Here is a 916-nt window from a genome sequence, read left to right as displayed (position 1 = left end):
CCTCTGTTGTTGTAGTCGTGGTTGTTGTAGGTTCCTCTGTTGTTGTAGTCGTGGTTGTTGTAGTTGTTGTCGTAGTTGTAGTTACATAAGTATTTGTAAACTTACGTGGAGAATCTGCTTCTTGAACAGTTGCAACAAGCTTACCTTCACCATTATCTACTACTGAAACATGGACAGTGTAGCTTTCTTCTGAATAAGTAACACCTTCTTCAGAACCAGCTTTCTCTGTAATCACATATTCATGCTCACCTGGTTCAGTGTATGAAAGTTTGAAGGCTACTTCATTTGTTGCTACTTCAACACCTTCAACTTCTTTACCGTTTGATGATGTTGCGATGACGTTTCCGCCTTCGCTCAATTCAAACTCAAATTGTTCTTTAGCAAGTTCTTTACCAACTAATTCTTTAGTTGCTTTGATAACAGCTTCTGCTGGTGTTGCTTTATATTTGTTTGTAAACTTACGAGTTGAATCTTCTTCTTTAACAGTAGCAACTAATTTACCTTCACCATTATCTACTACTGAGACATGGATTGTGTGGCTTGCTTTAGAGTATTCAACTCCTGCTACTGATCCAGCTTTTTCTGTCAACACATATTCGTGTTCACCTGGTTCAGTGTATGAAAGTTTGAAGGCTACTTCATTTGTCGCTACGTCAACACCTTCAACTTCTTTACCGTTTGATGATGTTGCAATAACATTTCCGCCTTCGCTCAATTCGAATTCGAATTGTTCTTTAGTAAGTTCTTTACCAACCAATTCTTTAGTTGCTTTAATGACAGCTTCTGTTGGAGAAACTTTATAAGTATTTGTAAACTTACGAGTTGAATCTGGTTCTGTGACAGTCGCTACAAGTTTACCTTCACCATTATCTACTACTGAGACATGGATTGTGTGGCTTGCTTTAGAGTATTCAAC

1 protein-coding gene is annotated in these 916 nt (G+C 37.9%); it reads right to left on the bottom strand.

What is annotated here, in order from left to right; translation table 11 throughout:
- A partial coding sequence (locus ADH49_RS08530) for a Spy0128 family protein (RefSeq protein ID WP_048691641.1) occupies window positions 1-916 on the bottom strand: 916 nt, incomplete at both ends.

Source organism: Streptococcus sp. 400_SSPC (assembly GCF_001072745.1).
Classification (GTDB): Bacteria; Bacillota; Bacilli; order Lactobacillales; family Streptococcaceae; genus Streptococcus; species Streptococcus xiaochunlingii.
Note: the sequence above shows the minus strand (reverse complement) of the source record. Positions and strands in the feature narration are given on the sequence as shown.